The 26,376-nt window shown below is 73.0% G+C and carries 24 protein-coding genes; 17 read left to right on the top strand and 7 right to left on the bottom strand.

What is annotated here, in order from left to right:
- The first annotated feature begins 201 nt into the window (after window positions 1–201).
- The 4 genes from IH45_RS0126585 (at window position 202) to IH45_RS0126570 (ending at window position 4,500) form a co-directional block, all read left to right on the top strand.
- A complete protein-coding gene (locus tag IH45_RS0126585) occupies window positions 202–708 on the top strand; it encodes a DinB family protein (protein ID WP_030673529.1) in 507 nt (168 codons plus the stop codon).
- A 76-nt stretch (window positions 709–784) separates the two neighbouring features.
- Entirely contained in the window at window positions 785–1,678 is an 894-nt protein-coding gene (locus tag IH45_RS0126580) for an RNA polymerase sigma-70 factor (protein ID WP_030673526.1), read from the top strand.
- A 54-nt stretch (window positions 1,679–1,732) separates the two neighbouring features.
- Complete coding sequence (locus IH45_RS0126575) at window positions 1,733–2,836, top strand: NAD(P)/FAD-dependent oxidoreductase (RefSeq protein WP_030673511.1); 1,104 nt, start codon at window positions 1,733–1,735, stop codon at window positions 2,834–2,836.
- Window positions 2,837–2,967: 131 nt separating this feature from the next.
- The gene (locus IH45_RS0126570; RefSeq protein WP_030673507.1) at window positions 2,968–4,500 is read left to right on the top strand and encodes a carboxylesterase/lipase family protein; all 1,533 of its coding nucleotides are present in this window, start codon (window positions 2,968–2,970) and stop codon (window positions 4,498–4,500) included.
- A gap of 23 nt (window positions 4,501–4,523) precedes the next feature.
- Here the strand turns inward: IH45_RS0126570 and rox are convergent, their stop codons facing one another.
- From rox to glgX, 4 genes are all read right to left on the bottom strand, one after another.
- Window positions 4,524–5,951, bottom strand: a complete 1,428-nt coding sequence (rox, locus tag IH45_RS0126565; protein ID WP_030673505.1) for a rifampin monooxygenase — start codon at window positions 5,949–5,951, stop codon at window positions 4,524–4,526.
- Window positions 5,952–6,188: 237 nt separating this feature from the next.
- Window positions 6,189–8,111 (bottom strand): ABC transporter ATP-binding protein, encoded by a 1,923-nt coding sequence (locus tag IH45_RS0126560; protein ID WP_030673504.1) that lies wholly within the window; start codon window positions 8,109–8,111, stop codon window positions 6,189–6,191.
- Complete coding sequence (locus IH45_RS0126555) at window positions 8,108–10,015, bottom strand: ABC transporter ATP-binding protein (protein WP_078897793.1); 1,908 nt, start codon at window positions 10,013–10,015, stop codon at window positions 8,108–8,110. Before IH45_RS0126555 ends, IH45_RS0126560 begins: the two co-directional genes overlap by 4 nt.
- 83 nt (window positions 10,016–10,098) lie before the next feature.
- Window positions 10,099–12,333, bottom strand: a complete 2,235-nt coding sequence (glgX, locus tag IH45_RS0126550; RefSeq protein WP_030673498.1) for a glycogen debranching protein GlgX — start codon at window positions 12,331–12,333, stop codon at window positions 10,099–10,101.
- 346 nt (window positions 12,334–12,679) lie between these two features.
- On the opposite strand from glgX, the gene IH45_RS0126545 reads away from it, so the two are divergent.
- The 9 genes from IH45_RS0126545 to IH45_RS0126505 all read left to right on the top strand — a co-directional run bounded on the left by IH45_RS0126545 (window position 12,680) and on the right by IH45_RS0126505 (window position 20,817).
- Complete coding sequence (locus IH45_RS0126545) at window positions 12,680–13,999, top strand: L,D-transpeptidase (RefSeq protein WP_234440685.1); 1,320 nt, start codon at window positions 12,680–12,682, stop codon at window positions 13,997–13,999.
- Window positions 14,000–14,222: 223 nt separating this feature from the next.
- Entirely contained in the window at window positions 14,223–15,446 is a 1,224-nt protein-coding gene (locus tag IH45_RS0126540; RefSeq protein ID WP_394298713.1) for a L,D-transpeptidase, read from the top strand.
- Window positions 15,447–15,527: 81 nt separating this feature from the next.
- Window positions 15,528–16,295: an enoyl-CoA hydratase/isomerase family protein gene (locus IH45_RS0126535; RefSeq protein ID WP_030673475.1), complete on the top strand. Its 768-nt coding sequence runs from the start codon at window positions 15,528–15,530 to the stop codon at window positions 16,293–16,295.
- 273 nt (window positions 16,296–16,568) lie between these two features.
- A complete protein-coding gene (locus IH45_RS0126530) occupies window positions 16,569–17,111 on the top strand; it encodes an ATP-binding protein (RefSeq protein WP_030673472.1) in 543 nt (180 codons plus the stop codon).
- A 498-nt stretch (window positions 17,112–17,609) separates the two neighbouring features.
- Window positions 17,610–18,110: a hypothetical protein gene (locus IH45_RS0126525; protein WP_030673470.1), complete on the top strand. Its 501-nt coding sequence runs from the start codon at window positions 17,610–17,612 to the stop codon at window positions 18,108–18,110.
- 57 nt (window positions 18,111–18,167) lie between these two features.
- Window positions 18,168–18,980 (top strand): DsbA family protein, encoded by an 813-nt coding sequence (locus IH45_RS0126520; protein WP_030673467.1) that lies wholly within the window; start codon window positions 18,168–18,170, stop codon window positions 18,978–18,980.
- On the top strand, window positions 18,977–19,807 hold the full coding sequence (locus IH45_RS0126515) for a cytochrome c biogenesis CcdA family protein (RefSeq protein WP_030673465.1): 831 nt from the start codon (window positions 18,977–18,979) through the stop codon (window positions 19,805–19,807). The genes IH45_RS0126520 and IH45_RS0126515 overlap by 4 nt, the downstream gene beginning before the upstream one ends.
- A gap of 135 nt (window positions 19,808–19,942) precedes the next feature.
- The gene (locus tag IH45_RS1000000149480; protein WP_199810728.1) at window positions 19,943–20,107 is read left to right on the top strand and encodes a DUF5993 family protein; all 165 of its coding nucleotides are present in this window, start codon (window positions 19,943–19,945) and stop codon (window positions 20,105–20,107) included.
- A 71-nt stretch (window positions 20,108–20,178) separates the two neighbouring features.
- Window positions 20,179–20,817 (top strand): disulfide bond formation protein B, encoded by a 639-nt coding sequence (locus tag IH45_RS0126505; protein ID WP_078897792.1) that lies wholly within the window; start codon window positions 20,179–20,181, stop codon window positions 20,815–20,817.
- A 133-nt stretch (window positions 20,818–20,950) separates the two neighbouring features.
- On the opposite strand, the gene IH45_RS0126500 is transcribed toward IH45_RS0126505, so the two are convergent.
- The 3 genes from IH45_RS0126500 to IH45_RS0126490 all read right to left on the bottom strand — a co-directional run bounded on the left by IH45_RS0126500 (window position 20,951) and on the right by IH45_RS0126490 (window position 22,977).
- Window positions 20,951–21,298: a hypothetical protein gene (locus IH45_RS0126500; RefSeq protein WP_032918449.1), complete on the bottom strand. Its 348-nt coding sequence runs from the start codon at window positions 21,296–21,298 to the stop codon at window positions 20,951–20,953.
- A 234-nt stretch (window positions 21,299–21,532) separates the two neighbouring features.
- The gene (gene nadE, locus IH45_RS0126495; protein WP_030673457.1) at window positions 21,533–22,363 is read right to left on the bottom strand and encodes an ammonia-dependent NAD(+) synthetase; all 831 of its coding nucleotides are present in this window, start codon (window positions 22,361–22,363) and stop codon (window positions 21,533–21,535) included.
- 59 nt (window positions 22,364–22,422) lie between these two features.
- The gene (locus IH45_RS0126490) at window positions 22,423–22,977 is read right to left on the bottom strand and encodes a GH25 family lysozyme (protein WP_030673453.1); all 555 of its coding nucleotides are present in this window, start codon (window positions 22,975–22,977) and stop codon (window positions 22,423–22,425) included.
- A 369-nt stretch (window positions 22,978–23,346) separates the two neighbouring features.
- On the opposite strand from IH45_RS0126490, the gene IH45_RS0126485 reads away from it, so the two are divergent.
- The 4 genes from IH45_RS0126485 to IH45_RS0126470 all read left to right on the top strand — a co-directional run bounded on the left by IH45_RS0126485 (window position 23,347) and on the right by IH45_RS0126470 (window position 26,192).
- On the top strand, window positions 23,347–24,096 hold the full coding sequence (locus IH45_RS0126485) for a phosphatase PAP2 family protein (protein ID WP_030673450.1): 750 nt from the start codon (window positions 23,347–23,349) through the stop codon (window positions 24,094–24,096).
- 136 nt (window positions 24,097–24,232) lie between these two features.
- Complete coding sequence (locus tag IH45_RS0126480; RefSeq protein ID WP_030673447.1) at window positions 24,233–24,496, top strand: hypothetical protein; 264 nt, start codon at window positions 24,233–24,235, stop codon at window positions 24,494–24,496.
- Window positions 24,497–24,531: 35 nt separating this feature from the next.
- Window positions 24,532–25,188, top strand: coding sequence for a class I SAM-dependent methyltransferase (locus IH45_RS0126475; RefSeq protein ID WP_234440684.1), 657 nt, complete (start codon window positions 24,532–24,534; stop codon window positions 25,186–25,188).
- On the top strand, window positions 25,185–26,192 hold the full coding sequence (locus tag IH45_RS0126470) for an HNH endonuclease (protein WP_030673441.1): 1,008 nt from the start codon (window positions 25,185–25,187) through the stop codon (window positions 26,190–26,192). The genes IH45_RS0126475 and IH45_RS0126470 overlap by 4 nt, the downstream gene beginning before the upstream one ends.
- The last annotated feature ends 184 nt before the right edge of the window (window positions 26,193–26,376 follow it).

The following is a 26,376-nucleotide window of genomic DNA, read 5'->3' as shown; positions in this document are numbered from 1 at the left end:
ACCGCCCCCGCCCGGCCCCCGCCTCCCGGGGCACATACACGGTCCGCGGGCGGCCCGTTCCCGGGCCCGGGAGGAAGGCGCTGTCTTCGGCCACCGCTGAGCCCCCCTTCGCGTACGGAAAGCGGGTGCGGCGGCACGGCACGGCGGGCAGGATCGGCGCGGCCGAAAGGATCGGCCCACGAAGAAAGGTGCGGAAACACCATGACCACCGAACGGCCCCGACCGCCGATGCGCGCGGGCGAGCGCGAATCCCTGCGCGCCTACCTCGACTTCCACCGCGCCACGCTCGCCATGAAGTGCGACGGCCTCTCCGACGAGGAACTGCGCAGCCGCTCCATGCCGCCGTCCACGCTGTCCCTGCTCGGCCTCGTCCGGCACCTGGCGGAGGTCGAGCGCACCTGGTTCCGGCGGGTGATCAACAAGGAGGACATCCCGCTCGTGTGGTCGCCGGAGGGCGACTACCAGGCGGCGTACGACCCCGGGACGAGCACCCGCGCCGACGCGTTCGACGCCTGGCGCACCGAGGTCGAGCACGCCCGCCGCATCGAACGCGCCGCCCCCTCCCTGGACGTGACCGCCCACCAGCCCCGCTGGGACGCCGATGTGTCCCTGCGCGTCGTGATGCTCCACGTCACCCTCGAATACGCCCGCCACAACGGCCACGCCGACTTCCTGCGCGAGGGGATCGACGGGGTGGTGGGGGCCTGAGGAGCGCCGGGGACGTCCGGCGGCGGCGCGCCGCCCCGGCCGTACCGTCCCCGGCCCCGCCTGGCATCCTGCGGACATGACCACGCAAGCCACCGTGGAGTTCGAAGCGCACCGGCCCCGGCTCTTCGCGCTCGCGTACCGGATGCTCGGTTCGGCGAGCGAGGCGGAGGACGCCGTGCAGGACGCCTACCTGCGCTGGAGCACGGCCGACGGCTCCGCCGTCCGTACCCCGGCCGCCTGGCTGACCAAGGTCGTCACGAATCTGTGCATCAACCGGCTCACCTCCGCCCGCGCCCGGCGGGAGCGGTACGTCGGCCCCTGGCTCCCCGAGCCGGTCCTCACCCACACCGCGGACGGGCGGCTCGGCCCGCTGGAGACCGCGGAGCAGCGCGAATCGGTGTCGTTCGCGCTGCTCACCCTGATGGAACGGCTCACCCCGGCCGAACGCGCGGTGTTCGTCCTGCGCGAGGCGTTCGGCCACAGCCACCGGGACATCGCCGAGGTCATCGGCGTCGGGGAGGCCCATTCGCGGCAGCTGCACCGTCGTGCCCGGGAACGGCTCGGTGGCTCCCCGCGCCGGCACTTCGACGTGGACGCCGCACAGCGCGCGAAGCTCGTCGAGCGGTTCTTCGCCGCCACGCTCGACGGCGACGTGGCCGGCCTCGAACGGCTGCTCGCCGACGACGTGGTGGCCTGGGCCGACGGCGGGGGCCGGGTGACCGCGGCGCGCCGGCCGGTCACCGGGCGCGTCAAGGTGCTCCGCTACCTGCTGGGCCTGGGGGCCCGGCCCGAAGCGGCGGTCATCCGGACCGACTTCGCCGAGGTGAACGGCGAACCGGCGGTGCTCTTCCGCGTGGGGGAGGACCTGCTCGGCGTCGTCGTCCCGGAGATACACGAGGGGCGGGTGAGCGCGGTCCGTACCGTCCTGAACCCCGACAAGCTCGCCTTCGCCGCGGGCCAGCTCGTGTGACCCGCTTCACCTTCCGGGCTGTCACGGATGCGCCCGCCCGCCGGTTCAGGGGGCATGACACATCACATCGTGGTCCTGGGAGCCGGGTACGCCGGACTGTCCGCCGCCAAGGGCGCGGCCCGCAGGCTGCGCCGCCGCGGCGTACGCATCACCGTGGTCAACGCCGTCGGCCACTTCGTCGAGCGGGTCCGGCTGCACCAGCTCGCCGCCGGCCGGCGGCCGGCGGACCTGCCGCTCGGCGCCCTGCTCGCCGGTACGGACATCGACCTGGTCGTCGCCCGGGTGACCGCCGTCGACGCCGCCACCCGTACGGTACGGATCGACTCCGCCCCGCACACCCTCACCTACGACACCCTCGTCTACGCGCTGGGCAGCGGGGCCGACACCACCGCCGTCCCCGGAGCCGCCGCGCACGCCCATGCGGTGGCCACCTACCAGGACGCGGTCCGGCTGCGGGCGCGCATGGCGGACGGGCGGGGGCCGGTGGCCGTGGCCGGGGCCGGGCTGACCGGCATCGAGGCGGCCACCGAACTCGCCGAGGCGCACCCGGGCCGCACGGTCCACCTGGTCACCGCCGGTGAGCTGGGAGCCGGCCTCTCGGAGCGCGGCCGGCGCTACCTGCGCGGTGCCCTGCACCGGCACGGCATCATCCTCCGCGAGCACACCCGGGTCCGCGAAGTCGCCGCGCACGGCCTGGTGCTCGCCGACGGCGGCGAGATCCCGGCCGCAACGGTCGTCTGGGCGGCCGGGTTCCGCGTCCCGGACCTGGCCCGCGAGTCCGGGCTCGCCGTCGACGGGCGCGGTCTGATCACGGTGGACCCGACGCTGCGCTCGCTCTCCCATCCGGAGGTCTTCGCGGCGGGCGACGCGGTGGCGGCGTACGGACCGGACGGCGCGGCCTCCCGTATGTCGTGCCAGACGGGGCTGCCGATGGGCGGGTACGTCGCGAAGAGCGTCGCCGCCGCGCTCACCGGCACCACCGTCGAGCCGCTCCGGCTGCGTTACGTCTGGCAGAACATCAGCCTCGGCCGCCACGACGGCCTCACCCAGTTCACCCGGGCCGACGACAGTCCGGTCGGCGCGGTGCTCACCGGCCGTGCCTCCGCCCGCTTCAAGGAGGCCGTCACCAGGGGCACGGTGCTGGCGCTGCGCCGCTGAGCCGGGTCTGTCCGCACGGGCCCCGTGCGTAAATGGCTGGCGCCGGCTCGGGACACGGCGGGACGATTCCGGGCAGCGAGGCCGCCGTACGTTCCTGTACCGGTGTCCCGCCCGCCAGGAGGGGAGTCCTGATGACCGGTGCAGCGTCCGGGCCGTCCGGCCCGGGGCCCGAAGCCCGTACGACGACCGGAGTGGTGCGTGGCGGCCGGGAGGCGGGCGTGGCTGTCTTCCGGGGCATTCCGTTCGCCGAACCGCCCGTCGGGGAGCTTCGGTTCGCCGCGCCGCGGGCGGTGCGCGGGTGGGACGGCGTACGGCCGGCCCTGTCGTACGGGCCGTCGCCCCCGCAGGGCGGCCACTTCGGCATGGAGGCGCTGTCCCGGGACGCCGACGACGACTGGCTGACGCTCAACGTCTGGACGCCCGAACCGGGCCCGGGCGCCGGGCTGCCGGTGATGGTGTGGATCCAGGGCGGCGCGTACGCGATCGGCACGTCGGCGCTGCCGGAGTACGACGGAGGCCGCCTGGCCGGTGCCGGTGTCGTCGTGGTGACGTTCAACTACCGTGTCGGACTTGAAGGCTTCGGGCAGTTCGAGGGGGCGCCCGCCAACCGGGGCCTGCTCGACCAGATCGCCGCTCTGGAGTGGGTGCGCGACAACATCCGGGCCTTCGGGGGCGCCCCGGACCGCGTCACGGTCTTCGGTCAGTCGGCGGGCGCCGGGTCGGCCGCCGCGCTGCTGGCCATGCCGCGGGCGGCCGGTCTCTTCGGCCGGGCCGTCGCGCAGAGCGTGCCGGGCACGTTCTTCACACCGGAACTGGCCGCCGACATCGCCGCCGCCTGCGCCGCCGAGCTGGGGCTGAAACCCACGGTGAGCGGCCTGCGCGCGGTGGCCCCGGCCCGGCTGTCCGCCGCCGGTGACGCGGTCGGCGCCACGATGGACCGGCACGCGCGCCGCTGGGGCGCCGTCGCACACCGGTCCATCCCGATCGCACCGGTCGTCGAGGGCGACACGCTGCCGGTCGCACCGTGGCATGCCCTGGCCGGCGGCGCGGCCCGCGACATCCCGCTGATCGTCGGCCACACCCGGGACGAGCAGCGGCTGTTCACCGTGATCGACGGCCTGCTCGGCCAGGTGACGCCCGAGCAGGCCGCGACCGCGCTGCGCATCTTCGGCCCCGGCCCGGACGGCGCGCGCCGTTACCGCGACCGCTTCCCGGCCGCGAGCCCGGACGAGCTGTACGAACGGGTCCAGTCGGACTGGCTGTTCCGCATGCCGAGCCTCCACCTCGCCGAGGCCCGGGCCGCGGTCGGCGGCCGGGTCCACGTCTACGAGCTGACCTGGCAGGCGCCCGGTATGGACGGCGTCTTCGGCGCCTGCCACGGTCTGGACGTACCGCTGGTGTTCGGCACCCTCGACCGCGGTCAGCCCGCCGTACTGATCGGCGAGGAACCCTCCCCGGAGGCCGAGACGCTGTCGGCCCGCATGCGCGCCGCGTGGACGGCGTTCGCCACCGACGGAGACCCGGGGTGGCCTGCGTACGACACCGGCCGGCGCCTCGTCCAGCTCTTCGACACCCGGCCGGCCGTCACCGCGGACCCGGCGAAGGCATCCCGCCTCATCTGGGAGGACCACACCTTCTCCGCGCTGCGGCCGGCCGGCGGGTAGCGGTCACCGGCGCGGCCGAGTGCTCAGCTGCCGGCCGCGCCGAACCACCTCGGCAGCGCGGCGACCAGCTCCCGTTGGTCCTCACCGGCCCACGCCACGTGCCCGTCCGGCCGCAGCAGCACCGCGGGCACGTTCAGCTCCTCGCTGACGTCCACCACGTGGTCGACCCGGTCCGCCCAGCCCTCCACCGAGAGGCGGCCGGTCTGGTCGAGCAGCAGGCCGCGGCCGCCGTGCATCAGTTCGTAGAGTCGCCCCCGCTTCAGGGCCACGTCCCGCAGCCGCCGGCCGAGCAGCTCGTGGCCCTCGCCGAAGTCGTAGTGGACCGAGACCGCGGTGATCTTCTCGATCAGGTACCGGTTCACCTCCTCGAACTCCATCAGCTCCGCCAGCAGCCGCCGCACCGACCGGGGGCCGGGCTCCGTGGACATCAGCAGCACCTGCGCACGGGTGTTGTCCAGGACGGCGGCGCCCACCGGGTGCCGCTCGGTCTGGTAGCTGTCCAGCAGCCCCTCCGGGGCCCAGCCGTTGACCTCGGCGGCCAGCTTCCAGCCGAGGTTGAACGCGTCCTGGATGCCGAGGTTGAGGCCCTGGCCGCCGGTCGGCGGGTGGATGTGCGCCGCGTCCCCGGCCAGCAGCACCCGGCCCTCCCGGTAGCGCTCGGCCTGCCGGGTGGCGTCACCGAAGCGGGAGAGCCAGCGCGGCGAGTGCACGCCGAAGTCGGTGCCGGCGGTCGCCAGCAGCTGGTGCTTGAACTCCTCGAACGTCGGCGGGACCGAGCGGTCCTCGGCCACCCCCGCGGCGGGCACGATCACCCGGTACACGCCCTCTCCGAGGGGCATGGCGCCGAACCACAGCTGCGTCTTGCGGACTTCGGTCATCACGGCCGTCAGCTCGTCCTGCGAGGCGGTCAGCGCCATCTCGCCCAGCAGCGTGTCACGCCGGCTCGGCTCGCCGGGAAAGCCGATGCCGAGCAGCTTGCGGACCGTGCTGCGCCCGCCGTCACAGCCGACGACGTAGCGCGAGCGCAGTGCGTCCGCGCCGGCCAGCTCCAGGGTCACCCCGTCCGCGTCCTGGCGCAGCCCGGTCACCGCGCAGCCGCGCCGGATCTCGGCGCCCCGCTCGACCGCGTGCTCGGTCAGCAGGCGCTCGGTGACGGTCTGCACGATGCCGAGGACGTACCCGTGCGCGGTGTCCATCCGCTCGGGCCACGACTTGCTGATGCCCGCGAAGAAACCGCCGACCTCGTACCGCTTGCCGAGCGCGAGGAAGCGCTCCAGCAGGCCGCGCTGTTCCATCACCTCGATGCTGCGCACGTGCAGGCCGAGCGCGCGGACCACCTTGGTCGGCTCCGGCTCCTTGTCCAGTACGAGCACGTCCACGCCCTGCAGCCGCAGTTCGGCGGCCAGCATCAGGCCGGTCGGCCCGGCGCCGACCACGATCACGTCCCTCACGTAAACCCCCATGCCACACGCCGGCAAAAGCGTGCGAATTTCGCGAACCCGCATTTCCCGCAGGTTCTGCCCTTGGCCGACGATTCTGCGGCACCACCGGGGCCTTGCCGCAAGCCCCCTGGTGTGCTATAGGTTAGTAGTGGCAGGGAGAGTGTGTTCTCCGTGCCTTTTTTCGTTCGAGGGTGCCGCGGACCGCAGGCGGGCGGGCAGGAAGAGAATCCTGATCCTGCCCGCCCCTCACACCACGCTCTCCCGCCACGCCTCGTGCAGCTCCGCGAACCGCCCCCGCCCCGCGATCAGTTCGGCCGGGGTGCCGTCCTCGACGATGCGGCCGCCCGACATGACCAGGACCCGGTCGGCCGTCTCGACCGTGGACAGGCGGTGGGCGATGACCACGGCCGTACGGCCGCGCAGGACCGTGTCCATGGCGTGCTGGACCGCGCGCTCGCCGGGGATGTCCAGCGAGCTGGTCGCCTCGTCGAGGATCAGTACGGCCGGGTCGGCGAGCAGGGCGCGGGCGAAGGCGACGAGCTGGCGCTGGCCGGCGGAGATCCGGCCGCCGCGTTTGCGTACGTCGGTGTCGTACCCGTCCGGCAGGGCCGCGATGAAGTCGTGGGCGCCGATGGCGCGCGCGGCCCGCTCGATCTCCTCGCGGGTGGCGTCCGGGCGGCCGATGGCGATGTTCTCGGCGACCGTGCCGGAGAAGAGGAACGCCTCCTGGGTGACCATCACCACCGCGCGCCGCAGGTCGGCGGTGGACAGGTCGCGCAGGTTGATGCCGTCCACGCGGACGTGTCCGGTCGCCGGATCGTAGAAACGGGCCAGCAGCTTGGCCAGGGTGGACTTGCCGGCGCCGGTGGAGCCGACGACGGCGACCGTACGGCCCGCGGCCAGCGTCAGGTCGAAGCGCGGCAGCACCTCGCCGCCGGTGCGGTAGCCGAAGCGGACGCCCTCGAAGACGACCTCGCGGCCGGGCCGGGAGCCGGGCCGCTCCGGCAGCGGCAGCGGATCGGCGGGCTCCGGGACACTCGGGCGCTGGGCGAGCAGCCCGGCGATCTTCTCCAGCGAAGCGGCGGCGGACTGGTAGGAGTTGAGGAACATGCCCAGGCGGTCGATCGGGTCGTACAGACGGCGCAGGTACAGCGCCGCGGCCGCCAGGACGCCCAGCGCCAGGCCGCCGGAGGCCACGCGGTACGCGCCCCACAGGACGAGCGCGGCCACCGCGACATTGGCCAGCAGGCGCGAGGAGACCACATACCGGGCCATCTCCAGGATCGCGTCGCCGTTGACGCGCTCGTGGCGGCCGTTCAGGCGGGCGAACGCGGCGTCGTTGGGGCGCTCGCGCCGGAACGTCTGCACCGGCCGGATGCCGTTGACCGTCTCGGTGAACTTCACGATCACGGCCGCCATCGCCGACGACTTCTCGCTGTAGACCCGCCGCGACCGGCGCCGGAAGGAGCGTATGAGCAGGTAGAGCGGCCCGGCCGTGGCCACCGCGGCGGCCCCCAGGCCCCAGTCGAGGTAGAGCAGCGTCGCCGTGATGTAGACCGTGGCCAGGACGATGGAGACCAGCTCCTGGAGGCCCTCGTTCAGCAGCTCGCGCAGCGCTTCCACGTCGGTGGTCGCGCGGGAGATCAGCCGGCCGGACGTGTAGCGCTCGTGGAAGTCCAGGCTCAGGGCCTGGCCGTGCCGGAAGATCCGGCCCCGCAGGTCGAGCAGGACGTCCTGGCTGATCCGCGCGGCGAGCCGGATGAAGACGTACTGGAGGCCGCCGGACGCCGTGGCGCACAGCAGATAGGCCGCGGCCACGGCGATCAGCGGACCGTGCCGGCCCTCGCGCAGGGCGGGCACGGCACGGTCGATGGCGAAGGCGACCAGCAGCGGCCCGGCCTGCACGGCGGCCTGCTGGAGCAGGAGGAGGACGCTCGCCGCCCAGACACGGCGGGTGTGCGGGCGCAGCAGTGACCCCAGGAGGGAGCGGGAAGCGCCCTTGTCGGTCGGCAGGACGTCCTGTTCGAAGGGATCGGGGCCGGCGGCGGCCGGGGGAGTGGCGGACGGCCGGGGCGCGGCGGGGGCGTCCGGGGTGCCGTGCGTGGTCGTCCGGCCGTCGTCGTCCGGCGCGCCACCTGTGGCCGTACCGGCATCCGTGCTCGTCGTCATCGCACGCTCTTCCCTTCGCGTCGGACGGCGCTCCCGCCGTCCGCGGCACCGGACATCAGCGCCGCGTACTCGGCGTTCTCCCGCAGCAGTTCGTGGTGGGTGCCGAGGGCGGCGATGCGCCCGCCGGACAGCAGCGCCACCCGGTCGGCGAGCAGGACCGTGGACGGGCGGTGCGCGACGACCAGCGCGGTCGTGGTCGCCAGCACCTGCCGCAGCGCGGCCTCGACCAGCGCTTCCGTGTGGACGTCCAGCGCCGACAGCGGGTCGTCCAGGACCAGGAAGCGCGGCCGGCCGACCACCGCGCGGGCCAGCGCGAGCCGCTGCCGCTGCCCGCCGGACAGACTCAGCCCCTGCTCGCCGACCTCGGTGTCGCGGCCGTCGGGCAGCGCGTCCACGAACCCTTCGGCCTGGGCGACGCGCAGCGCCCGCACGAGGTCGTCCGGACCGGCGTCCGCCCCGCCCATCAGGATGTTCTCCGCCACGGTCGCGGAGAACAGCGTCGGCTCCTCGAAGGCCACCGCCACCCGGGCCCGCAGCTCGTCGCGGGTCAGCGCCGTGATGTCCGTGCCGTCCAGGGTGATACGGCCGCCGGTGGCGTCGTACAGCCGGGGGACGAGCGCGGTGAGGGTGGTCTTGCCGCTGCCGGTCGCGCCGACCAGGGCCAGCGTCTCGCCGGGGCGGATGTGCAGGTCGATGCCCCGGAGGGTGGGCGGGGCCCCGGCGGGCGCGTCCGGATAGCGGAAGGTGACGTCGTGGAAGGCGAGGCCCGCCTTCTCGGTCACGGGGGCGGCCGGTCTGCTGCCGGGCGCCGCGGGCGCGTCGTCCCGGTCCGCCACCGGAGCGTCCAGCACCTCGAAATACCGGTCCGTGGCCGCCGCCGCGTCGTTGCTCATCGCCAGCAGGAAGCCGATCGACTCCACCGGCCACATCAGCGCGAGCGCCGTGGACAGGAACGCGACGAGGGTGCCGGCCGACAGGTCGCCGTCGGCCACCTGGACGGTGCCGAGCACCAGCGCCGCGCCGATGGCCAGTTCCGGCAGCGCGTTGATGAACGCCCAGAGGGTGGCCAGCAGCCGGGCCTTGCGCAGCTCGGTCGTGCGCAGCCGGGCCGTCAGCGCCCGGAACGCCCGGGCCTGGCTGCGGTGCCGGCCGAAGCCCTTGATGATCCGGATGCCGAGGACCGACTCCTCCACGACCGTGGTCACGTCGCCGACCTGGTCCTGGGCCCGGCGCGCGGCGACCGCGTACCGCGCCTCGAAGACCGAGCACAGCGCGATCAGCGGCACGATCGGGGCCAGCAGCACCAGCCCCAGCGACCAGCGCTGGACCAGCAGGATCACACAGCCCACCACGATCGTGGTGGCGTTGACGAGCAGGAACGTCAGCGGGAAGGCCAGGAACAGGCGCAGCAGCTGGAGGTCCGTGGTGCCCCGGGAGAGCAGCTGGCCGGAGGCCCAGCGGTCGTGGAAGGCGACCGGCAGGCGCTGTATGTGGCGGTACAGGCTGTCGCGCAGCGCGGCCTCGACGCTCGCCAGCGGGCGCGCCACCAGCCACCGCCGCAGCCCGAACAGGCCCGCCTCCGCGAGGCCGAGCAGGAGCAGGTACCCGCCGCCCAGCCACGCCCCGGCCGGGTCCCGGTCCGCGATCGGCCCGTCCACCAGCCATTTGAGGACGAGCGGGATGACCAGCCCGATGCAGGACGCGACGATCGCCACGAACGCCGCCGTGAACAGCCGCGTCCGCACCGGCCGGACGAACGGCCACAGCCGCAGCAGGGAGCGCACGGCGGAGCGCCGGGGCGCCGGACGCCGCCCGTCGGCGGTATCACCGGCGGCGTCACCGGCGGTATCACCGGCTGGATCGTCGGAGGACTGCTGACTCGTCACCTTCGCTGTCTCGGCCATCAGGACCGAGACTACGGCTCGCCACTGACATCACTCACCGGGTTTTCGCCGGGCCGTGTGCGGCAGTTGGGGCGGGCGGGGCGTCAGTCCGCCACCACGCGCAGCAGCAGCACCGACCGCTCGGGAACGGTGATCCGGGTGCCGGCGGGCAGCGCGGTCCCGGGCGGTCCGTCCTGGTCCTCGCGGGAGGTGTCCACGACCAGCTCGTACGCGTCGGCCCAGGGCGGCCCGGGAAGCGTGAAACCGGCCGGACGGTGGCCGGTGTGCAGCACGGCGAGGAAGCTGTCGTCGATGACGGGGCGGCCCTCGGGGTCGCGCTGCGGGATGTCCGTACCGGAGAGGTACATGCCGAGCGACGGGGTGGGCGTGTACCAGTCGGGCTCGGTCATCTCCGTGCCGCGCGGGGTGAACCAGGCCAGGTCGCGCAGGCCGTCGGGGCGCTGCGGGCGGCCGGAGAAGAACGCGCGGCGGCGCAGTACGGGATGGTCGCGGCGCAGCGCGATCAGCCGGGACGCGAGCGTGGCCAGGGCCCGCCAGCCCGGGTCCTCCAGGAGCGACCAGTCCACCCAACTGGTGTCGTTGTCCTGGCAGTACGCGTTGTTGTTGCCGCCTTGTGTACGGCCCATCTCGTCGCCCGCGACGAGCATCGGCACGCCGGTGGACAGCAGCAGCGTGGTGATCATGTTGCGCAGCTGGCGGCGGCGCAGCGCCCGGATCCCGGCGTCGCCGGTCTCGCCCTCGGCACCGCAGTTCCAGGAGCGGTTGCCGTCCGTGCCGTCGCGGTTGCCCTCGCCGTTGGCCGTGTTGTGCTTGTGTCCGTACGAGACCAGGTCGCGCAGGGTGAAGCCGTCGTGCGAGGTGATGAAGTTGACCGAGGCGTACGGGCGGCGGCCGCCCCACGCGTACAGGTCGCTGGACCCGGAGAGCCGGTAGCCGAGGTCCCGTACGTCCGGATGGGCGCCGCGCCAGAAGTCGCGCACGGTGTCGCGGTAGCGGTCGTTCCACTCCGTCCACAGCGGCGGGAAGGCGCCGACCTGGTAGCCGCCGGAGCCGACGTCCCAGGGCTCGGCGATCAGCTTGACGCGGCGCAGCACCGGGTCCTGGGCGATCACCGCGAGGAACGGCGAGAGCATGTCCACATCGTGCATGGAGCGGGCCAGGGCAGCCGCCAGGTCGAAGCGGAAGCCGTCCACGCCCATCTCGGTGACCCAGTAGCGCAGTGAATCGGTGATCAGGCGCAGCACGTTGGGCTGGACGACGTGCAGGGTGTTGCCGCAGCCCGTGTAGTCGGCGTAGCGGCGGCTGCCGTCCGCCAGCCGGTAGTAGCCGCGGTTGTCGATGCCGCGGAAGGACAGCGTGGGGCCCAGCTCGCTCGCCTCGGCCGTGTGGTTGTAGACCACGTCGAGCACGACCTCGATACCGGCGTCGTGCAGGGCCCGTACCATCCGCTTGAACTCGCCGACCTGCTGGCCGCGGGTGCCGGTGGCGGCGTAGCCGGCGTGCGGGGCGAAATACCCGATGGAGTTGTAGCCCCAGTAGTTGCGCAGGCCGCGCCGGAGCAGGTGGTCCTCATGGGCGAACTGGTGCACCGGCAGCAGCTCGACGGCGGTCACGCCGAGGCGGGTGAGGTGGGATATCGCGGCCGGGTGCGCCAGGCCCGCGTACGTGCCGCGCAGTTCCTCGGGGATGCCCGGGTGGCGCATGGTGAACCCGCGCACGTGCAGCTCGTACAGGACCGTGTCGGACCACGGCGTCTTGGGCCGCCGGTCGTCCATCCACTCGTCCCCGCCGTCCTCCGGGTCCTCGTCGCCGACCACGACGCCCTTGGGGACGTACGGGGCCGAGTCGCGGTCGTCGCGCACGGTGTCGGCGACGTGCTGCTGCGGCCAGTCGCGGACGTGCCCGTACACCTGGGCGGGCAGCGTGAACTCGCCGTCCACCGCGCGCACGTAGGGGTCCAGCAGCAGCTTGGCCGGATTCCAGCGGGCGCCGGTCCACGGGTCCCAGCGGCCGTGCACCCGGTAGCCGTAGCGCGTGCCCGGCCGGACGCCGGGCAGGAAGCCGTGCCAGATCTCGTGCGTCAGCTCCGTGAGCGCGCGCCGCGTCTCGCGGCCCTCGTCGTCGAAGAGGCACACCTCGACGGACTCCGCGCCGCCCGCCCACAGGGCGAAGTTGGTGCCCGCCACGCCGTCGGGGCCCGTCCGGAAGCGGGCCCCGAGAGGCTGCGGGCTGCCGGGCCGGACCGGTACGGGCGGTGGCGCGGCGCGGATGTCCGCGTCCGGCGCGGCGGACGGGCCGGACTCCCGGGCGGGCGGCACGCGGACCCGGTGGCCGTTGACGGGCGCGGTGCCGCTGCCCGGCTCCGCGCCGCCGGCGGCGTCCGGGCCCTGCGTGCCGGCGGGGTGCGCCGTACGCCCGGGGCCACCGCGGCCGTGCTGTCCGCTCCGCCCGCCGTCCTCGCTGCGCACGTCCGGTACCGACTCCTGCTCGGGTGCGCTCGACACAGGGCAGCCTCCTGCGGCTCGGGCTCGGTCGGACGGGCCCGCGCGGCGTCCCGGCCGCGCACCCGGCCCGTCCTCCCCTGAGTTCTTCCCGCAACGGGCCGCCGCCTCACGTTTCCTCCGCGCCGGGGGCCTCGTTGATCTGTCCGTGACCTATCGCGGCGTGACATATCGGGACATGGGGCAGCGGATTCTCGTACGGCGGTCTTCGGTGCGGACCGCCTCCGTTCCGGCGCCTCCGGTACGGCGGACGACGGCGGCCCGGCCGCCCCACGGAGGCCGGGCGCCGTCCTCGGTGGCGGCCGCCGCCCTGACCTTCGCCGTCCTGGCGGCAGCGGCGGCGCTGGCCGGCTGCGGGCTCCCCGATGTGGTGACCGGGGGCAAGCCGCGCTCTCCCGAGGAGGCGATCCGGGTGTCGCCGGACGACGGCTCGAAGGACGTACGGCCCGCCGACCGCGTCCTGGTGCGGGTGCCGGACGGGCGCCTCGAACGGGTCGCGGTCAGCCGTATCGAGGACGACGGGAGCACGCCCGTGCCGGGCCGGATCGCCCCGGACGGCCTGAGCTGGCGCCCGTCCGGGCACGCCCGCCTGGTACCGGCCGCGCGGTACACGGTGGACGCGGTGGCGCTGGACGGGCACGGCCGCCGGTCCGCCCGCCACACCACCTTCACCACGTTCGTGCCTCCGCACCGCCTCGTGGGCTTCTTCGCGCCCGAGCACGGCGCCACCGTCGGCACCGGCATGATCGTCTCGCTGGAGTTCAACCGGCCGGTCGCCGACCGCGCGGCCGTCGAGCGCGCCGTCTCGGTCACCGCCCGGCCCGCCGCCCGGATCGCCGGGCACTGGTTCGGCGCCCGCCGCCTCGACTTCCGGCCGCGCGCCCGCTGGCGGCCCGGTACGGAGGTCACGATGGACCTGCGGCTGCGCGGCGTACGGGCGGCGCCCGGCGTGCTCGGCGCGCAGCGCAAGACGGTCCGGTTCAGGATCGGCCGGGATCAGACCAGCCGGGTTGACGCGGCGGCGCACACGATGACGGTGTGGCGCGGCGGACGGCGGGTGGCCACGCTCCCGGTGACCGCCGGCGGCCCCGGCAGCCCCACGTACAACGGGAAGATGGTGATCCTGGAGCGGCACCCGGTGACCCGCATGGACGGGGACACGGTCGGCTTCGGCGGCGAGTACGACATCCCGGACGTGCCGCACGCCCTGCGCCTGACCACCTCGGGAACGTTCCTGCACGGCAACTACTGGGCGCCCCCGCGCACCTTCGGCGGGACCAACACCAGCCACGGCTGCGTCGGGCTGCGGGACACCCAGGGCGGCGGCCCCGACACCCCGGCCGGCTGGTTCTACGAACGGTCGCTGGTCGGGGACGTGGTGGAGGTCGTGAACTCCCGGGACCGGACGGTCGCGCCGGACAACGGGCTCGGTGGCTGGAACATGCCGTGGCAGATGTGGCGCGCGGGCTCAGCGCTGCCGTAGAGGCGCCGAAAAACGGGGAGCGATCCGGCCGACTTCGGGGCGAACCGGACTCCCTTTCATGTCATCCCGCCCCACGCCTACCACTTGAGGCCGAACGGTGACATCACCGGGTGAAGCCACTGTCGGTGCGGTGTGGTTACCTATCGGCTGAGCGTGCGTGGGTAGGTATGCGCGTACGGGGGATTGCGGGCCGGGCGAGGGACAAAAGGGGCCAGTCGTGAACGTGCAGCAGGGGCAGCCGGTGACGGGGGCGCGGCGGGCGGGGCCGCGCGGGAGCGGCGGGGTGCTCGCGCTGCTGCTGGCGGCGCTGCTGATACTGGTCACCGCCTGCGGAGGCGGTGACGAGGACAAGCACGGCGGCACCGACCCGGAGAAGCAGCCCTCCCAGGCCAATGTGACGATCACGCCCGGGGACGGCGCGAAGGACGTGGCCACCGACGGCGCCCTGAAGGTCAGCGCCTCGGGCGGGCGGCTGACCTCGGTCAAGGTCGTGGACGACAAGGGCGCCCCGGTCGCGGGCAAGCTGAACGGCGGCTCGGTCTGGCAGCCCACCGGCAAGCTGCGCGCCGCCACGACGTACAAGGTCGACGCCGTCGCGGTCGACGACCAGCTGCGCGAGTCCGCCCGGCACGCGACGTTCACCACCCTGGTGCCCAAGAACACCTTCACCGGCCGGTACACCCCCGAGGACGGCCAGACCGTCGGCGTCGGCATGCCGGTCTCCGTCAACTTCACCCGGGGCATCACGGACCCGAAGCGGATCGAGCAGGCGATCAAGGTCAAGGCCGAGCCCGCGGTCCCGATCGCGAGCCACTGGTTCGGCAACGACCGCCTCGACTTCCGTCCGGAGAAGTACTGGAAGCCCGGCACCAAGGTCACGCTCAGCATGGATCTCAAGGGCGTCGAGGGCCGGCCCGGCGTCTACGGCACCCAGTCCAAGCACATATCCTTCACGATCGGCCGCAGCCAGATCAGCACGGTCGACGTCAAGGCGAAGGAGATGTCCGTCGTCCGCGACGGCAAGAAGATCAAGACGATCCCGGTCACCGCGGGCGGCCCGGGCACCGAGACGTACAACGGCCAGATGGTGATCAGCGAGAAGCACGAGGTCACCCGCATGAACGGGGAGACCGTCGGCTTCGGCGGCGAGTACGACATCGCCGATGTGCCGCACGCGATGCGGCTGTCCACCTCCGGCACGTTCATCCACGGCAACTACTGGTCCGGACGCTCGACGTTCGGCTCCCGCAACGCCAGCCACGGCTGCGTCGGCCTCTACGACCAGCGCGGCGGCGGCGACAGCTCGACCCCCGCAGCCTGGTTCTACGCCAACTCGCTCATCGGCGACGTGGTCACCGTCGAGAATTCCCACGACGAGACGATCGCGCCGGACAACGGCCTGAACGTATGGAACATGTCCTGGGAGAAGTGGCGCTCCGGCCGGTAGGGCAGAGCGCGCGGCAAGCGGCCGGGGCCTTGACCGAAGGGCGCCGGTCCGCCCCGCGTTAACGCGGACTAACCTGCCCCCATGACTGTGAACTTCGAGGTCGCCGAGGGCGTCGGCACCATCCGCCTGGACCGCCCGCCGATGAACGCACTGGACGTCGCCACCCAGGACCGGCTGCGCGAGCTGGCCGAGGAAGCCACCCGGCGCGACGACGTGCGCGCCGTCGTGGTCTGGGGCGGCGAGAAGGTGTTCGCCGCCGGCGCGGACATCAAGGAAATGCAGAACATGGACCACGCGGCCATGGTCGAGCGCTCCAAGGCCCTGCAGGACTCCTTCACCGCCATCGCGCGCATCCCCAAGCCGGTGGTCGCCGCTGTCACCGGGTACGCGCTCGGCGGCGGCTGTGAGCTGGCGCTGTGCGCCGACTTCCGGATCGCCGCCGACAACGCCAAGCTGGGCCAGCCGGAGATCCTGCTCGGCCTGATCCCGGGCGCGGGCGGCACCCAGCGGCTGGCCCGGCTGGTCGGCCCGTCCAAGGCCAAGGACCTGATCTTCACCGGCCGCCAGGTGCGCGCCGACGAGGCGCTGGCCATCGGCCTGGTGGACCGCGTCGTGCCGGCCGCCGAGGTCTACGAGCAGGCGCACGCCTGGGCGGCCCGGCTCGCGACCGGTCCCGCCATCGCGCTGCGGGCCGCGAAGGAGGCCGTCGACGCGGGCCTGGAGACCGATATCGACACCGGCCTGACGATCGAACGCACCTGGTTCGCCGGCCTCTTCGCCACCGAGGACCGGGAGACCGGCATGCGCAGCTTCGTGGAGGAGGGGCCGGGCAAGGCCAAGTTCCGCTGATACTCCTGTTGTTGGCGGGGCCCCTGGGGTTTGGCCGATGCCCGATGCCTCGTGTGGGCGAATTGCGGGATGCGCCGCCACGCCCCGGAGGGGCCCCGTCCGCTGCCCGCTGATCAGGTGAACACATCAGGACACCGCAGGTCAGCCGGGTTTCGGCCGCGTCACCACTGCCGTAGGCATATGACGGGGCGGCGTGCCGGATGCAGTGATTCCGGGCGGGGCATTCCTCCGGTTCCGCCCCCGTGACGCGGCGGTAACAGCCATGATGGGGGCATGGCGGGCCTCGAAGGAATGGAGCAGCCGCGGCCGCGGAGCGGCACGGCCGCCGCACGCTGGGGACTTCCCGGAGGTCTCCCGGGTGCGGGCGCGCAGGGCGGCCCGTCCGACGGGGAGGACCTCGCCGCCAGGGCGCTGGAGTTGGTGGGCGACCCCACGCTGGGCGAGGTGCGGATGCCCTCCCGCCCCGAATCCGCCCTCACCGCCCGCCGGCTGACCCAGTCCGTGCTCCTCGGGCGGTGGTCTCTGTCGCCCCAACTGACCGAACATGCCGTCCTGTTGGTCTCCGAGCTGGTCGGCAACGCCGTCCGGCACACCGGCGCGCGCACCTTCGGGCTGCGGATGCTGCGCCGCCGTGGCTGGATCCGTATAGAGGTGCGCGACCCTTCCCGTGGCCTGCCCTGCCTGATGCCCGTCCACGAGATGGACATCAGCGGCCGGGGCCTCTTCCTCGTGGACAAGCTCTCCGACCGCTGGGGCGTGGATCTGCTGCCGCGCGGCAAGACGACCTGGTTCGAGATGCGCGTCATCGACCGCTGAGCCGGCGTACCGGTCCGCCCCGCCGGGGTGCGGCGCGCCGGAAACGCGACTGGGGCCTGCCCGCGGCGTACGCGGGGAAGGCCCCAGTGTCGACCGCCGTCGGGCGAAAAGGGGTGTGCCCGCGGGGTCTGGACGACCTGGCCCGGGTCAATGGGGGTCGCTGCACCGACTATGGCAGGCCGGTCGCGACCTTGCCAAAGGTGCATTTCAGGACAGAGGGCGTCGAAGAGGTGTCAATTGCTGGTCGATCCAAGGTGAGCTACGACACCAGCCTTGCATTTAGTGGTTAGGTAATCGATTCCCTCGATGGTTATGCGGCCAAGATCGTGGGTTATGCAATCAGTTCCGGGGCGGTTCCCGGGCGGGGGCGCGCGGTCGGTCGCGGACGGGCGGGCCCGCGATCCGTAGGATGGGCGGCTCACGCCGAGGACGCCGCCGGGACGCCGGACGGGCGCCCGCCGCAGCCGCCCGGACGACGCAGCGAAAGGAGACAGGGCCATGGAACGCGTACGCCGCTCGGCCGTCGCGACCCTGCTCCTGCTGCTCGCCGTCACCTTCGCGCCACTGCTGTGCCGGGTGGGCGGCGTCCAGGCCGTACCGGTGGCACGGGCGGCCGTGCCACAGGCCGAGGCGGCGCAGACCGGAGTGGCACAGACCGGGACGGGGCGGGCCGCCGGAGCGGCACAGGACGGGACGGGGCGGGCCGGAGCGGCGAAGGCCCGGGTGGCGCAGGCCGCCGGCCGGGACGCGACCGCACCGGCCGCCCACTACTACGCCGTGGCGCAGGCGCCCAAGAAGTGCTCCGGACAGCACGCCCCCAGCCAGAACGAGTCGGCCCCGGTGCCCACCCCCAACCGTGGCGAGCCGCTGACGCCCGCCGGCACCGGCCCGGCGCCGTTCGCGGCCCACGCGCCCGCCTGTTTCGCGCTCGCCCGTCCGCCCACCGGCACGGCGCCCGCCACCGATCACACCGCGCTCCTGCCCGTACTGCGGATGTAGGCCGCTGCCCGCACGCACCGGCCCGATCCTTCCACCCAGTACGTCTGGAGCATCCGCATGCCCACTTCCGCATCGTCCGCCTCACCCACCCGCAAGATCGCCGCCATCGGTGCCGTGATCGCCCTGGTGGTGGCGCTCGTCGCCATCGGTGTCGCCGTCGGCAAGGCCGTCGAAGGCGGCTCGGACCGCGCCGCGGACACCCCCGGCGCCGCCGCCTCCGTCTCCCCGCGGCAGGACGACGACCAGCAGCTGTACGACCAGCTCGCGCGGCAGACCAGCCGGCGCACGGACGGCGACCCGCTCGCCGTCGGCAAGAAGGACGCCCCCGTCGTCCTGGTCGAGTACGCCGACTACCAGTGCTCGTTCTGCGGACGCTTCACCCGCGAGACCCAGCCCGAGCTGATCAAGAAGTTCGTGGACGACGGCACCCTGCGCATCGAGTTCCGCAACTTCACCATCTACGGCGCCGACTCGGAGCGGGCCGCCCGCGCCTCCTGGGCCGCCGGGCAGCAGGGCCGGTTCTGGCAGATGCACGACGAGCTGTACGCCAAGACCAACAAGGGCAGCGCGCTCGCCGAGGACAAGCTCGTCGAGATGGCCCGCAAGAGCGGGGTCGCCGACCTCGACAAGTTCCGTAGCGACATCAACAGCCCGGCCGCCGCTGCCGCCCTGAAGAAGGACCAGGAGGAGGGCTACCGGCTCGGCGTCCAGTCCACGCCGTCCTTCCTCGTCAACGGCCGTCCCGTCGCGGGGGCCCAGCCCACCGGCGTGTTCGAGCAGGCGGTCAGCCAGGCCGCCGAGCAGGCCGAGAAGTCCGGCGGCGCGGACAAGGGCCGGCAGGCGGGCAAGGCGGAGGAGCCGGCGAAGTGACGGACATCGGTTACCTCGCCGCCTTCCTGGGCGGCGCACTCGCCCTGCTCAGCCCGTGCAGCGCCCTGCTGCTGCCCGCGTTCTTCGCGTACTCCCTGAGCAACCCCGGCCGGCTGCTGGCCCGTACCGGCGTGTTCTACCTGGGCCTGGCCACCACGCTGGTCCCGCTCGGCGCGGCCAGCACGGCCGCCAGCCGGCTGTTCAACGGCCACCGGGACCTGCTCGTCGCCATCGGCGGCTGGGTGGTGATCGCGATGGGCGCCGCCCAGATCCTCGGTCTGGGCTTCGCCTCCAAGCGCGCCCAGCAGGCGGCGGCCCGGATCACGCCGCGCTCGGCCGTGTCCACGTTCCTGCTGGGCTGCGTCTACGGCCTCGCGGGCTTCTGCGCCGGGCCGATCCTGGGCGCGGTGCTGACGGTCACGGCGGTCAGCGGCTCGCCGGTTTACGGCGCCTCCATGCTCGCCGTCTACGCGCTCGGCATGGCCCTTCCGCTGTTCGTGCTCGCGCTGCTCTGGGACCGTTTCTCGCTGGGCAGCCGGGGCTGGCTGCGCGGCCGCGAATTCAGCGTCGGAAAGCTGCGGCTGCACACCACCTCCGTGCTGTCCGGCCTCTTCTTCATCGGAATCGGCATCCTGTTCCTCACCTTCAACGGAACCAGCGCGCTGCCCGGAATCCTCGACCCGGACGCGGAGATCCGGGTCGAGGAATGGGCCACCCGGATCGGTAATTCCGTACCGGATTTCGTCCTCGTCGCCCTGGTCGCGCTCGTCGTCGCGGCGGTGCTGGGACGTATCGCGCTGCGCCCGGAGAAGAAGCGGGAGGACTGAGGCGTACGGCCCCGGCGCGGCCGGGTGACCGGCGGCGCGTACGGGGCCATCCGGCGCACGGGCGGTCCGGCATCCCACGCACCCCGCGGGATGTCGGACCGCCCGAACGCGTTCCGGGCGCTATTTTCACCGGCCATGGACACCCTCGTCTTCGCCGGCCTGCTGGTCGCGCTCCTGGCGGTCGTGGGCGACAAAAGCCGGGCCGTGGTGCTCGGGTGGTGGTGGCTGATACTCGCCGCGACCCTCGCCCTGCTGGCCCACCACATCACCAGCAGCCTCGCGCTGTCCTTGCATTACTGACCCGGGGAATTCCGGGGCCCAGGTATTTCCCGCTGTCCGCCGCTTCCGACCGCCCGGAGCTGCCGGTGTCCATGAACGCACCCACCTACCCCGATCTGGAACCGGGGCCGCCCGCACTCGTGGCCCGCGGGCAGTACTGGTTCGCCTGCCTTTTCGTCGTCGGCTGGACCGGCGTCGTCTGCGGCGGCCTCTTCTACCAGTTCGTACGGTGGGAATATCCCTGCCCGCTCTGTGTGATCCAGCGGATGTTCATGATGCTGGCCTTCCTCGGGCCCGCGTACATCGTCCGGCAGGGTCTGAACGGCACGGTCGCGCGCCGCGACTGCCTCATGGGCTGGGGCCTGGCCCTGACCGGCTGCGTCGCCGGGTCCTTCGCGGCGTGGCGGCAGACGATGCTGCACATCCTGCCCGGCGACAAGGGCTACGGCAGCCGGCTGCTCGGCCTGCACCTCTACGTCTGGGCGTGGGTGCTCTTCCAGGCGTCCGTCGTCGCCATCGGCGTCGTCATGGCCTTCGCGTACAGCACGGCGGCCGACCGGCACGTGCCGGCCTCCGGGCCGTACCGGGCCGTCGGCAGGTTCACCCTGGCCTTCGCCACCCTCGTCGTCGCCGTGAACGTCGTCGCGATCCTCCTCGAAGAGGGCTTCCACTGGTTCCTGCCGGACAACCCGATCCGTTACGAGTTCTTCTACGACCTCGGCTTTCTCTAGGGCTGGACCAGAGCTGGGCCAGGGGTGAACGAGGCCTGGACCAGGGCGGGGCGGAACCAGGGCATACGGGGGCGGCGCCGGGCACCGCCCCCGTACCGGACGCCCGCCGCGCCCCGCACCGGCATGCCCGCCGCTACGCGCTGCGCCGCAGGGCGTGCTCCTGCCGATCCCAGTGATAGGGCTGGTGCGGCTTGGCGTCCGCGCGGCGGCGGCGGTCGTTGCACAGCAGGCACTTGCCGTACCCCGGAGGCAGCGGGTCCTCCGGGTCGCCGTACAGCGGATCGACGGCGCCGTGCGGGTGTATGGCGCAGCCGGTCGGGCCGGTCAGCGTGCTGAGCGAGCTGGCGGCGGTCAGCGCCTGCCGCAGGACGTCGACGAGCTGGTCGGCGTCCCGCCGGGTGGGCGCCGCCTGGAGGGAGGAGGCGATGTCGGATGCGGTCGTCAGCGCGGTCTGGAGTTCGCGCAGGTCTGCGTAACCCATGCTCCGGAGCGTAGGGGTACCCACTGACAGTCGATCTTCCGATCGCGTTTCACGGCTTCGCATGCCCCATCCCTGCCCGCCGCCGGCCACGCTTGCGCACACCTTGGATGACCATCCCCTTGCCGGAGCATGACAGACGTCACAGCGGGGTGCGGAAACGAAGACGGTGCGGGCCGCTCTCAGGAGCGGCCCGCACCGTCGGGAAGCCGACCGGGGCCCGGCGGCCGGAGCCGGTCAGGGCGCGATCGGCAGCTCCCGCTTGTGCGCCGTGGCGTGGTAGCGGCGGACGATCGCCTCGTACGCCTCCTCGCCCACCGGCTTGCCTTCGAGGAAGTCGTCGATCTGGTCGTACGTGACGCCGAGGGCGTCCTCGTCCGGCTTGCCCGGGTCCAGCGTCTCCAGGTCGGCGGTCGGCACCTTCCAGACCAGCTCGGCCGGGGCGCCCAGCGCCTCCGCGACGGCCCGGACCCGGCGCTTGGTCAGGCCGGTGAGCGGCACCACGTCCGCCGCGCCGTCGCCGTACTTGGTGAAGAAGCCGGAGACCGCCTCGGCGGCGTGGTCGGTGCCGACGACCAGGCCGTCCTGCGCGCCCGCCACCGCGTACTGCGCGATCATCCGCTGCCGCGCCTTGATGTTGCCCTGGACGAAGTCCTGGTGACGCTCGTCACGGAAGGTGACCCCGCCGGCCAGCGCCGCCTCCAGCGCGGCGTCGCTGGCCGGGCGGATGTCGACGGTCAGCAGCCGGTCCGCCTTGATGAACTCCAGCGCGAGCTGCGCGTCGTGCTCGTCGGCCTGGACGCCGTACGGCAGCCGCATCGCGTAGAACGTCGCCTCGTGCCCGGCGGCGCGGGCCCGCTCGACCGCCAGCTGGCAGAGCCGGCCGGCGGTGGTGGAGTCCACGCCGCCGCTGATGCCCAGGACCAGCGCGCGCAGGCCCGTGGCCGTCAGCCGCTCCGCGAGGAACGCCACCCGGCGTTCGATCTCCGCCTGGACGTCGAACGACGCGGACACCTGGAGGTCCCGGGCGATCTCCTGCTGCTGGGACGTGGACGCCGGGTCGGTCACGGCTGCTCCTTCGGGCGAGGGGCGCGGTGCGCGCGGTGCTGGTGCGGACACCCAAGACTCTATGACGGAGCCGCCCACGCCTTCAGGGCGGCCCGGTCCGCGAAGTCGCCCACGTCCTTGTCCAGCGGCCGGTCCGTGTACTGGTGGAAGGTCCAGTCGGCCTTGATGCGCGGGCGCCCGGCCGAGACGTAGTCGGCGATCCACAGACCGTCACCGGCGTAGGACGTCGTGTCGTGGTTGATCCAGAAGTCGCGGTTGCAGTAGAGGATCACGCGGTGCGTGGGCCGCAGCCGCTTGACCTCCCTGAGGAACTGGTCCTTCTGCGCGTTGCTCGCGTAGGTGCCGCCGCCGGTGCGCTCCCAGTCCGCCGCCAGCAGATCCCCCTCCACGGATGCGCACTTGTCGACGAAGTACTGGGCCTGCGCCGCGATGTTGCCCGGCCACAGGAAGTGGTAGAAGCCCACCACGCAGCCTGCCTTGCGGGCCTTGTCCGCCTGCGCGTTCTGGTGCGGGTTGACGTACGAGCGGCCTTCCGTCGCCTTGATGATGACGAAGTCCAGACCGGTCGCCGAATACGAGGGGTTGTGCGAGCTGACGTCGACGCCGTGCAGCATGAGCGGCCTCCTGCCCGACCGAAAACGATCGATTACGATGCGTCACCTGTTCTTATCAGCAGTTCAACATGTCCACGGCATCCTGCGCCAGATGCCTGAGGCCAATTTCCGCTGATCAACGCGTTGTTGGTGCCGCTACGCCCGTGCGTGACGTTCTTCGATCATTGGTGACCGGCTGTCATAACGGTAGCGATACGTAGGTGTAGGAACGCCGAATACGGGGGAGGGGTTACGCGGTCCGGCCAGGCAGGCGAAACGGACCGGCCAGAGAACTACCCGGGTTCGGCCAGACCGCGCACCGCCATGTTTCGGCCGCCCGCACACCGCGGCCGAAAGCGCATTCCTCCCGATCCTTGGCAGACTCATCGGATGAAGCACGCCGCACGCCCCACCGAGGACGACCCCTCCGGCCCGCACCCCCTGCCGACGGCCTCGGAACGGCCCGGCGTCTCCCGCCCGCTCCTCGTCTCCGCCGCCTGCATCCTGCTTTTCGCCGCCACCGCCGCGCTCCTCGCCGTACACGGCTGGGCCCCACTCGGCCCGGAACGGGCCGCCCACACCTGGTCGGTGGCCCACCGCCCGGACGCGGCGGGCACGGTCGCCGTCGTGGTCACGGCCACCGGTTCCGGTCCCGTCCCGTACGGACTGGCCCTGCTCGCGGGCGCGCTGGCCGGCCGGAACGCGCACGAGCGGCTGCGCGCCGCCGTCGTCGCGCTCTGCGTACTCCTCCTCGGCCAGGCGGTCCGCTACGCCCTGATGGAACTCATCGCCCGCCCGCGCCCCTCCGAGGCGGACTGGATCGCCCGGGCCACCGGCCACTCGTTCCCCTCGGGCCACTCCACGACGTCCGTCCTCGTGGCCGGCCTGCTCGCCCGGGCCGTACTGACGCGCCTCCACGGCGTGGTCGTCCGCCGCCTGGCCTGCACGCTGCTCGCGGTATGGGCCGTCACGGTCGGCGCCACCCGCGTCTACCTGGGCGTGCACTGGCCCGGCGACGTCCTCGCGGGCTGGCTCCTGGCCACGGCCTGGCTCTCCTGTGCCCTGCACCTCGTGAGGCGAGGCACCCTGCCGTTCCCACCCGCCTCCCCTCCCTCGGCCGCCCCCGAAGCCACACATTGACCCTTGAACGACCCACGGCCTCCCCACGTCTTCACCAAGCCGGGCATGGACCGGTACGGGCGCGAGCAACACCCCCGTGAACTCCGGACATTCGGTGGTGCCGGCGTGCGCACCGCCCGCCCGAGGGAGGCCCTCCATGGAACGCCGGCACGACCACACCCCGCCCCGTTGCCCCGCCGCACCACCCGCCGACCCGACCCCGTGCCAAGGGCCGCACGACGCGGTGACGATCGTCGACCGGCACGGCCGCGAGGTCGCGGGCTGCGTCCACCACTGCGCCCGCCTGCTGGCCGGCCTGGAGGGCGCCCGCGTCCATCCGTTCGTCCCGGCGGGCAGCGCCATGGACGTCTATCTGCGCGCCCGCGAACTCCCGCCGTTCGCCTGGGAGATAGGCAAGTAAACGATCTTGTCAGTGCCGGCCCCTAGGCTACGCCCATGACCGAACCGAACGGGGGCCCGCAAGCCGAACCCAGCCCACCCGCCTCATCCGTCCCGCCTGTCCAGCCGTACTACGCCCAGCACGCCGCCGCCCTGGCCGACCGGTACGAAAGCCTCGCCTTCGACACCGTGCACCAGGACTTCCTCCCCCTGCTGCCCCCGCCTTCGGCCCGCATCGCCGACATCGGCGCGGGCACCGGCCGCGACGCCGCCGCACTGGCTGCCCGGGGCCACACCGTCCTGGCCGTCGAACCCGTCCCCGAACTACGCGCGCTCGCCCGCCGCCTGCACCCGTCCCCCTCGATCCACTGGCTGTCGGACGCCCTCCCCGGCCTGCCCCGCCTCGCCGCCGAAGCGGGCCGTCTCGACGCGATCCTCCTCTCCGCCGTCTGGATGCACCTGCCCGAACCGTCCCGCCCACCGGCCATGCGCCGCCTTCACGACCTCCTGGCCCCCGGCGGCCGCCTCTTCCTCACCCTGCGCCACGGCCCGCCCCCCGAGGGCCGGCAGCTGTACGACATCCCCGCCCACGAAACGGTCGTCCTCGCCGCACAACACGGCCTCCGCCCCCTCCAACACACGCAGGCCGCCGACCACCTGGCCCGCGACCACGTCCACTGGAGCACCCTCACTTTCGAGAAGGAACGCCCGTGACCACCGACGACTTCTACGCCATCGCCCCGTCCGCCCGCGCTTCCTGGCGGCTGGTGATCCTGATGGGGCGCAACGCCCGAACGTACAAGTTCGCCCTCGGCGACGCCCTGCTCCAGCGCGCGTCCCAGGGCCACACGGAAATCCCCCTGCGCGACCTCGCCGCCCCGTACGCGATGGCCATACTGGAACGCCAGGCTCCCCAGGCGCCGGGGAGCGAGGCCGGGCTCGGCGCGACGGACTTCCTGACCGTAGCGGCACAGGAGAGCGCGGAATCCCGTCGGCTCGGCCGTCCCACCGACCGGCTGCTGGACGCCGCGGAGCGGTCGATGCCGGGAATGGTCATGGAGAAGTTCCACAACCACGGCGGCAGCCCGGTGCCGCACAGCTTCTACGAGGTCGTCGGCCGCGGACGCCACCGCACGGTCCGGCTCAGCTCCGCCCTGGGCCGGGTGGCTCGTTCGTACGAGCGCGAAGGACTCCGCACTGAGCTGGACGCCCGCTGGAGCATCGTGGAGAGCAGCTTCGCGACCGGCATAGGCCGCAGCCTGCTCAAGGAGGGCGTCCATGTGGACCGGGACACCCTGTACATCACGGAACGGCACCGGCGCCGCCCGGTCACCGGTGTCGCCGGGGCCGTGGCCGGGTTCCAGCACGGGCGCTGCCACATCTGCGACGAGTCGCTGGACGGCGACCGCCCCGCCGTCGACCACGTCTTCCCGCACGCTCTCATGCGCCGTTACGCCGGCGTCAACGGCTGGCACGGCCCCGACCTGGACAGCCTGTGGAACCTGGCCGTCGCCCACGCGAAGTGCAACGGCGAGAAGAGCGACCGCATGCCGACCCCCGCAGAACTGATCCGCCTGGCCCGCCGCAACGAGGCGATCATGCGCTCACCGGAGCGCCTCCATACGACCCTGCGCCTCACACTGAAGAACGCGATACCTGGTCGGCGAATATCCGACTGGCGGACGTTCCTGCGGGAGGTGGGGAAGGCCTGCGCGTAAGTGCCGACGAGCGCGGACAGGCCCTCACAGTCCAGGACGAGAGCGCCGGTCACGTTCGAGCCGGCGCTGGATGAGGGACTCCACGTAGGCGAACATACTGCGTTTGCCGGTATGCGCCTTGAGGGCCGCGATGGTGCCCTCGTAAAGCGAGACGGAGCCCGGCCTTGCAGCACTCTTCCGGTCA

This window comes from Streptomyces rimosus subsp. rimosus (assembly GCF_000720725.1).
Lineage (GTDB): Bacteria > Actinomycetota > Actinomycetes > Streptomycetales > Streptomycetaceae > Streptomyces > Streptomyces rimosus_A.
This window is presented reverse-complemented; position numbering and strand designations above follow the sequence as displayed.

What these genes read in the sequence shown, in the direction of transcription:
- IH45_RS0126480 (WP_030673447.1), top strand. Translation starts at nt 24,233, where the DNA reads ATGGAACGCCGGCACGACCACACCCCGCCCCGTTGCCCCGCCGCACCA.
- IH45_RS0126490 (WP_030673453.1), bottom strand. Translation starts at nt 22,977, where the DNA reads ATGCTGCACGGCGTCGACGTCAGCTCGCACAACCCCTCGTATTCGGCG.
- IH45_RS0126525 (WP_030673470.1), top strand. Translation starts at nt 17,610, where the DNA reads ATGGAACGCGTACGCCGCTCGGCCGTCGCGACCCTGCTCCTGCTGCTC.
- IH45_RS0126570 (WP_030673507.1), top strand. Translation starts at nt 2,968, where the DNA reads ATGACCGGTGCAGCGTCCGGGCCGTCCGGCCCGGGGCCCGAAGCCCGT.
- IH45_RS0126585 (WP_030673529.1), top strand. Translation starts at nt 202, where the DNA reads ATGACCACCGAACGGCCCCGACCGCCGATGCGCGCGGGCGAGCGCGAA.
- IH45_RS0126560 (WP_030673504.1), bottom strand. Translation starts at nt 8,111, where the DNA reads ATGACGACGAGCACGGATGCCGGTACGGCCACAGGTGGCGCGCCGGAC.
- IH45_RS0126500 (WP_032918449.1), bottom strand. Translation starts at nt 21,298, where the DNA reads ATGGGTTACGCAGACCTGCGCGAACTCCAGACCGCGCTGACGACCGCA.
- IH45_RS0126520 (WP_030673467.1), top strand. Translation starts at nt 18,168, where the DNA reads ATGCCCACTTCCGCATCGTCCGCCTCACCCACCCGCAAGATCGCCGCC.
- IH45_RS0126475 (WP_234440684.1), top strand. Translation starts at nt 24,532, where the DNA reads ATGACCGAACCGAACGGGGGCCCGCAAGCCGAACCCAGCCCACCCGCC.
- IH45_RS0126485 (WP_030673450.1), top strand. Translation starts at nt 23,347, where the DNA reads ATGAAGCACGCCGCACGCCCCACCGAGGACGACCCCTCCGGCCCGCAC.
- IH45_RS0126575 (WP_030673511.1), top strand. Translation starts at nt 1,733, where the DNA reads ATGACACATCACATCGTGGTCCTGGGAGCCGGGTACGCCGGACTGTCC.
- IH45_RS0126535 (WP_030673475.1), top strand. Translation starts at nt 15,528, where the DNA reads ATGACTGTGAACTTCGAGGTCGCCGAGGGCGTCGGCACCATCCGCCTG.
- IH45_RS0126505 (WP_078897792.1), top strand. Translation starts at nt 20,179, where the DNA reads ATGAACGCACCCACCTACCCCGATCTGGAACCGGGGCCGCCCGCACTC.
- IH45_RS0126530 (WP_030673472.1), top strand. Translation starts at nt 16,569, where the DNA reads ATGGCGGGCCTCGAAGGAATGGAGCAGCCGCGGCCGCGGAGCGGCACG.
- IH45_RS1000000149480 (WP_199810728.1), top strand. Translation starts at nt 19,943, where the DNA reads ATGGACACCCTCGTCTTCGCCGGCCTGCTGGTCGCGCTCCTGGCGGTC.
- IH45_RS0126555 (WP_078897793.1), bottom strand. Translation starts at nt 10,015, where the DNA reads ATGGCCGAGACAGCGAAGGTGACGAGTCAGCAGTCCTCCGACGATCCA.
- IH45_RS0126580 (WP_030673526.1), top strand. Translation starts at nt 785, where the DNA reads ATGACCACGCAAGCCACCGTGGAGTTCGAAGCGCACCGGCCCCGGCTC.